At 50.3% G+C, this 7,666-nt stretch carries 3 protein-coding genes; all 3 read right to left on the reverse strand.

Annotated features, from left to right (window positions below):
- Positions 1 to 14: 14 nt before the first annotated feature.
- A complete protein-coding gene (locus BWI97_RS21025) occupies positions 15 to 1,661 on the reverse strand; it encodes a serine hydrolase (RefSeq protein WP_102202658.1) in 1,647 nt (548 codons plus the stop codon).
- A gap of 70 nt (positions 1,662 to 1,731) precedes the next feature.
- Positions 1,732 to 2,535, reverse strand: coding sequence for an AraC family transcriptional regulator (locus tag BWI97_RS21030; RefSeq protein ID WP_102202659.1), 804 nt, complete (start codon positions 2,533 to 2,535; stop codon positions 1,732 to 1,734).
- Positions 2,536 to 2,744: 209 nt separating this feature from the next.
- The gene (locus tag BWI97_RS21035; protein WP_102202660.1) at positions 2,745 to 7,097 is read right to left on the reverse strand and encodes a PAS domain S-box protein; all 4,353 of its coding nucleotides are present in this window, start codon (positions 7,095 to 7,097) and stop codon (positions 2,745 to 2,747) included.
- Positions 7,098 to 7,666 lie beyond the last annotated feature (569 nt).

Consider the following 7,666-nt stretch of genomic DNA (forward strand, 5'->3'; position numbering starts at 1 on the left):
GATGGTCTACCCGTTTATTTTAGCACGGCTGGTAGTACATACTCCTGCATCAGCCGATCGATCTGCGTGTGGGCGTAGGAAGTATTATAGGCTGTAGCCGTAACCACCACCACCAGCGGTTGATCCGTAAAAACGAAAATTTTATTGCCCCCATTGCCGGTACAGTAGTAGGTTTCAAGGCGTTTGTCACGCACTGTATAGGTCTTATTCCAAAATAAATAACCGTAATATTCCTGCGTACGACCGGGAATGGCTTTGTGCTTGGTAAAGGTTTTCGCTACCCAGGTCTCCGGAATCAGTGGTTGTCCGTTCCACTTACCCTTATTTTGATACAGCTGTCCGTACTTGGCCAAATCCAGTGCCTGAAGTTGAATACCTCCGGCGGTACTTACCACATTTTGGGGCGTATAGGGCCAGCGGTAATGACGAATTCCAAGGGGTTCAAAAAGCTTGTTTCTGGAGTATACATCCAGATTCTGGGGTACTCGCTTGTTAAGAATGTCGCCCAGCAAAACCACGCCCGCCGTAAAGTAATGCCATTCCCCCTGGTACTTGGCCGGTAGCACGGGAAGATTCAACGTAAAGCGTACCCAGTCAGGTTCAGGGTACATGTGCTCTTCATTGCCGGGGGAATCCAGATGGTCATCATCTCCGTCAAAAGCGGAACTCATCGTGAGTAAGTCCCGCACCGTAGTAGCCGCTTTTGCTGCTGATTGAAAAGCGTAAGCGTTCAGGTCATAAAATTCCCGCAAGGATTGCTTCTCGTTCAGATATCCCTCGTTTTGGGCAATACCCGTTAAGGTTGAAGCAAAGGACTTGCCTACCGAGCGGACATCGTGCAAGGTGTTTCGGTCGGCTCCATTAAAATATTCCTCCAGAAGGATCCGGCCCTTTTTAAGGACTACGATACTGGTGATGTGTTTAAACACACCCGCTTCAATGTTGCCCTTTAGTGCTTGGATGGCAGGTCGGTCGAAGGAATCGGACGAGACGTTAAGACCCGGATATGGTTTAGGAGTCGTCAGTTTTATCGTATCCGGATTAAACGTGGGTTTTCGCTTTACGTCCAGATGAATTTCACCCCGGGCCAGAGTTGGACCAACGAGCACGTGTGAAAGCTTCAGGTAGGGTCTGATTTCCAGGGTAAACAGGTGTTTTCCCTCCGTCAGGGCCTGATCTCCGCCCTGATTCATGAATCGGTTCCACGCCGACTGGCTCCACCAGCGTCCCTCGTGCTGGTTGTCAATCAGCGGTTTACGAATGACCGTCTCTTCATTTTTGATCCGGGCGTAAGGAGCTCCGGGATGAAGATTACTCTGGTAAATGAGTTGCTGATCGACGTAAAAGGAAAACTGATAATTACCCACCTTCGTCAGACTATCTGCGGACAACGTAGGAGCCAGAGCATGCAGATAGTTAGTCAGTGAATTGCCCAGAAAGGCCGTCAGGAAGAGGTTGCTGTGGTTGGTCAGTGAGTAACTGGTTAAAAAGTCACCGGTTTTCAGTTCATCCGGAGGAATTTCACGGGAGGTAAAAAGAATTTTTCCCTGGTTGGCCTGATGCAGGGGAGAGGTGATGCCCTGCGTTTGGACAAGCTGAGCCTGAAGGGGGAAGTAACAGAACATCAGGAACAGTCCGGTCAGTACATTTAAGCGTATCATTTTCCCATAGGAGAGGGGTGAGGTACAAACCTACACACGGGATGAGGCCGGAAATAGAACAGGATTAACCTTAGCCTACAAAAAGTTTTCGGTATGCAAACGGCGTGAGGGCATACTGAGCCCGAAACGAACGAATAAAATGACTCTGATCGGCAAAACCGCATGCCAGGGCAATTTGCGTTAACGACTGACCCTGGCTTATCAATAGCGGTAAGGCCTTCTGAAGCCGTATCATTCGCAGGTACTCTCCGAAGTGGCAGTTAAAGTAACGGGGCATCTCCCGGCAGAGGTAAACCGGATGAAGAGCGAGTTGCCCGGCTAACTGGTTGAGCGTCCAGGGTTCTTCCGGAGCATCGTGTAAGAGATCCCGCAGTTGTTTCACCCAGGAAGGCTGCCTCAGATACGGGTGGTCAAACGCCTGCGTAAGTTCAGAAAATAACGAAACGAGTAAGGCGTCAATGGCCAGGGGCGTATAGCATTCGTGGCGTTTGGCTTCTCTGACGAGATTGTACATGAGTCGTTTGGCCTGTGGATGCTGAAGGTCGATACTGCCCTGCAACGCTTGTACTTCATAGGCTTGAAACCAGTCCGCGTTGATTTCAACGTGGAAGCCCCGGGTATAACCTTCGGGTTTCTGGTTGTAATGAGCTTCCTGCCAATGGTGAAACAGCAGGCTGCCCGGGGTACAGGTGTACGTTTGTTTCCGGTTCCCTTCTACTACGTTTCCCTGTAAAATGAAAGTAAAGTAGGCGTTTTCGTGGTAATGCCAGTCCACCCAGGGGTGAGTGTATTCCGTATCCGTAAGGGTCAGATGACCCAACTGAAGTTTTTGATTGGTCTGGCCATAAAATTGACCGGTTTGCAGAGCGTTCATACCAGGAAAAGGGGGTAGGATGTAGAATGACTCTATTATTTCTCCACGAATGGGAAACTTCAGTGATGGTTTATGAAACACAACACAACCCAGTAACGAAAGGTACGAATATTCAGCTTCTAAAACCTGAGAAAGAAACTAGGTATAATTAGATGATAGAAGATACAGTCAGATGGCTACACTAAAATAATTACGTTCGTGCGTAAGCCTTAAGATTGATACGTATTGAGCAGATGAATCAATGCGTCCAAATCCAGGGGTTTGGTTAAATGCTCATTGAAGCCCACTTCTTTTGCTTTCTGTTTGTCTTCAATCAGACCGTAACCCGATACCGCCACGATGAACATCTTCTGACTCCAGGGCTGCTGGCGAATGTGTCGGCAAGTTTCATACCCATCCAGATCAGGCATGCCAATATCCAGCAAAATGACATCCGGACGAAGCTGCTCCGCCGCTTCCAGGGCCAAACGACCACTGTTGCGGGTGTGCACCTGATAGCCTTTGAGCTCCAGAAGCATGCTGAGTGTTAGCGTAGCATCCAGATTGTCGTCGACTACTAAAATTTGTAAGGGCTCAGAAGCGGGGAGGGTATCCGTCTGACTCGCTTCTGAAGCGAGGCTCGTAGTCAGGGTTGGCAGATGCACGGTAAACGTACTCCCCTGCTTCAGGCCTTTACTCTGAGCTTCTACCTGTCCGCCGTGCAGTTCTACAATCTGTTTTACCAGCGTCAGGCCCAGTCCCAGTCCTCCCTGTGAGCGGGCCAAGGAATTATCCACCTGCACAAAAAGCTCAAAAATAGCAGTAAGCTGATCCGAAGCCAGGCCAATACCATTGTCCCGGATGCGGAGAATTGCTTCCTGACCCTGATGCTCCAACTGTAGATCTACCACGCCTGTTTCGCCCGTGTAGCGGGCAGCGTTCGTGAGTAGATTCGTAACCACCTGTACCAGTCGGGTTGCGTCACCTTCGATTTCAATGGGATGTTTGGGAAGACTTACGTGCAACTGCTGCTGCTTTTGCTCATACAGAAGTGTTACGGATTCCACGGACTGCCGGACTAATTCCACCAGATTGACCGTTTCCTGATGCAGCTCAATCTTGCCCCGACTGATACGGCTCACATCCAACAGGTCGTCTACCATGCGTACGAGATGTTCCGTTTGGCGACTCATCATACTAATGACGCCCCGGGTTTGTGACGGACTCGTTCCGGTCATGGAAAGAATCTGCAGGCCATTGCGTAAGGTAGCCATGGGGTTGCGAAGTTCGTGAGCCAGCATGGCTATAAAATCATCCTTTTTCCGATCCGCCTGTTTCAGAATTTCGCCCGCCCGTTTCGTTTCAGTAATGTCCAGAACGAACTCTACGAATTCTCCTTCACTTAGTTGTTTTCCCGCAAACAGTCCCCACCAACGGCTACCATCCGGGCGAATGTATTGCTTTTCGTAAGGCGTATTCTCCCCCTTGCGACGGTATTCCTGCACCGCGATTTGAGTATACTGCGTAAACTCCGGAGCCGTAAGGGTATCCCATCGGACCTGCCCCAGGGCAAAGGCCTCAACCGGATACCCACTCATCCGCTGAAAGGCTTCATTCACTTTATGAATCCCTCCTTCCAGATCAAAATAGATGACCCCTACCGTGCTGATGGACAGAACCCGCTGTAGCCGCTCTTCCGATTTTCGGATTTCTTCTTCCGCCTGTTTGCGATCCGTAATATCCAGCATGGCCCCGCTCATCTGGGTGGGTTGGCCTTCTTCTTCCCCCGTCACGCGTCCGTAGCCGCTCATCCAGCGAACCACACCATCCTCGCGTATAATTCGAAATTCAACGTCAAATAGACTTTGTTCATCAATGGCTCGCTGTAATTCTGCCAAAACCCACGTTCGATCCTGCGGATGGAGATGACGGGTAAACGCCTCCGACGGTTGCGGACTCGTTTCAATGGTCATGCCCAGTAGTTTGAAATGCTGTTCATTCCAGTATACTTTATCGGTCACCAGATGCCATTCCCAGGTGGCCATTTCGGCGGCCTCCACAGCCAGACGCGTACGCTGCTCCAGTTGTAGCTGCAAGGCTTGCCCCCGTTTGTGTCGGGTAATGTCACGGCTAATTTTCGTAAAGCCCGTTAACTGGCCGTGGGTATCGTGAATGGCCGTCGCTATTTCATTGACCCAGAAGCGTTCGCCACTCTTACTGATTCGAATCGACTCCCGTTCGACACGGCCTGTTTGGGCTGCTTCCCGCAGGTCTTTGGCGGGCTGACCCGCCGCTACGGCTTCCGGCGTGTAACAAATGGAGGCATGCTTTCCAATCATTTCCTGAGCCGAGTAGCCTTTCATGCGTTGGGCTCCTTCGTTCCATTCGGTAATGATGCCCGCTGAATCCATTCGGTAAATGGCATAATCAGGCAGGTTCTGTAACAGCGAACGATACCTCGCTTCGCTTTCCCGTAAGGCTTCTTCGGTATGGGCTCGTTCGATGGCTACCCAGGTACGTTCAACGGTTTCCTCGATGAGTGACAGGTCCAGCAGGTTCCATTCCCGCGGCTCCCGCTGGTGAATCCAAAGGCTTGCCACCCAATGCCCGTTTTTCAGGAGTGGGAAAAGAACCAGGGCAGCGATACCGGCCCTGATAAATGCCTTTTGCTCGGCCGAAGAAAACTCGGTTGCCGTGGTGATTTCCGGAATGATGACCGGGTTTCCTGATCCTAATAAGCGGGTAAGGAAAACTTCAAAATCTTGCGATCGGAACCATACGGAAAGCTCTGATTCATCGGAAATGCCAAAGCGGTCAGCACCCCGAAGCTCAGTCTGCTCTGGTGAATGCTCCCGGTAAAAAACGTGCGTTACCCCCAGCCGTTTTTCCAAAAGATCCGTGGCTACCCGCTTGAGTTCATTGGGATTTGCCAAGGGCCGAAGGGCGTCGCTCAGCTTCAGCAGATGTTCCTGGCGTTGCTGATTTCGTCGGCGTAAGGTGATGTCGTTGAAAAGAACGGCTACCTGGCAATCGCCAGGCGGGCCAAAAGGCAAGGCGAAGACTTCGTACCACACGCCTCCAACCAGGTAGGCAGCTTCGTTTTCAAAGTGTACGGCCTTGCCGGTTTTAACTACCTCGCCATAGCTTTGAAACCAATGCTCTTCCAGCAACGGCTGAAGTTCACGCATCTTTTTGCCCGTAGCGTTGCGTAAACCGGTTTGTCTTTCAAAGACCGGGTTTACTTCCAGAAAGAGATAATCAACGGGATTTTCCGATTCATCAAAGAGTACCTGAATGATACAAAAACCCTGCTCCATGTGATTGAAAAGTGTCAGGTATTTGTCCGTCGCTTTTTGGGCAACTTCGTCTTTCAGGCGGAGGAGTTTGGCTTCGGCAATTTGACGTTCGGTGATGTTTTCGTACATCATAACCAGCCCATCCTGAAGTTTCATGTATTGGGTACGCAGGTACATGGGCCTGGTCCCGTAGGTGAAATGCAGGATTTTATCGGTAGGCAGGTTCGTTTCCACCACTTCAACCATAGTAGTGAAGTTGGATTCATCGAGGTACGAAGGTGTGATGGTGCGTAAGGTTTTACCCTGGGTGGAAACGCCCATGTAACGGTCGGCGACGCCGTTGGAGAAAATAAAACGAAAATCCACAATTTTACCTGACTCATCGCGGACTGCCTCAAAGACCGTGATGGCATGGCGAACGGTTCGAAAAACCGCGTCGTGCAATTGCCGGGCTTGTTGTAGTTCCTGCTCGGCTTCTTTGGAAGAAGTAATATCCCGGGTGGTCAGGATGATACCATCATCCTGTTTTGCCAACGACAGGAAAAACCAGTGGCTCGGTTCAGGGCGAATCTCCTGCTGGTAGGGAAGGCCCGTTTGAACCACGGCGATCATCGACGCGAAAATACCGGCAGCAAGTAGATCGGGTCGTTGCGTGACAAGGCTTTTGCCAAGGACTTCACCGCAAACTTTATCAGCGGCTTCATTGAGTAAAATCCATTGAAAATCAATGATCTGGTTTTGTTCGTCCCGAACGGCCTTGAAAACTTCAATCTGGTCCGGTGAGCTGTTTAGCGTAGCCCGAAGTAGTTCCTGACTAGCCCGCAACTGGTCCGTACGCTGGGCGATTTGCCCTTCTAAATGCGTTTGCTGGGCGTCTTTATCCGCTCGGTAGGCTGAAATATCCACGCTGATTCCTATCCAGGCACGGATGGAGCCGTCAGCGTTACGGATGGCCCGTGTTTTCACGTTCGACCATCGCCAGCTACTGTCGGGTCTGCGTAAACGTAATTCCATTTCCAGCGGTATGCCTGCCTGAATGGACTGTTGCCATTGTCTTTGGGCGTATGCCTGTTCATCGGGGTGTACGGCGGACGTCCAGTTCTCCTGCATCCATTCTTCCAGCGACTGACCCGTGTAGGCCCGCCAGCTGAGCGAGTCTTTACGAACCTTACCCTGAGCATCTGTTTCCCAAATCGCCTGGTCAAACGATTCAATCAGGGCTTGGTACGCTGGGCTTGAAAGTAAATCAAAGGCTTCATCAGATTTAGAAGGGGTATGACGGTCCATGGCAGAAAGGAGATCGTGGGCGGTTGGAAGCTTATCACTCGCGATGAAAAGAAAAGCAGCGAGCCGGGGAATTCTGGCGGGAATCAGGGGCTAATAAAGGGAAAACCTAACGAGTATCAATTCAGCAATTTGATTTATTACCCTATGTCAACGCTTGCTTGCAGGAAAATCCTTACTACTCCCGCGAATGGTTTTCTGGGAAAGCCACGGAAAAGAGCCCATACGGTCCTGCCCGTGACATTTTCGGATCGCCGCTGGACTCGTTTCGTTTACTATACGCAGACAATCTTTTTTTCAAAAATCATACTTATGCAAAACATAAAAGGGACGAAATCGGGGACGTATATAAATTCATCTTCGCCTGAATCAGTAAAATTCGGATCAACGTCACAAAAGGCAATTTCAGCAAAGAACTCAACGGGGGTAATGAACCAGAAGATTGAATGAAGCTAACGGCTTTTGATATAGGAAGTAAATGGAAAGCTATCCCGGCGTAGAAATTTCACCAGTTGAGCTGGAAGCGACTGGAATGAAGCGATGATACGCTCAGGTACCTGTACTGTTGTACT

This window comes from Siphonobacter sp. BAB-5405 (assembly GCF_002872335.1).
GTDB lineage: Bacteria > Bacteroidota > Bacteroidia > Cytophagales > Spirosomataceae > Siphonobacter.

Bases quoted from the DNA above. Each gene is read 5' to 3' on its own strand.
- BWI97_RS21025 (WP_102202658.1), bottom strand. From the start codon at position 1,661: ATGATACGCTTAAATGTACTGACCGGACTGTTCCTGATGTTCTGTTAC.
- BWI97_RS21030 (WP_102202659.1), bottom strand. From the start codon at position 2,535: ATGAACGCTCTGCAAACCGGTCAATTTTATGGCCAGACCAATCAAAAA.
- BWI97_RS21035 (WP_102202660.1), bottom strand. From the start codon at position 7,097: ATGGACCGTCATACCCCTTCTAAATCTGATGAAGCCTTTGATTTACTT.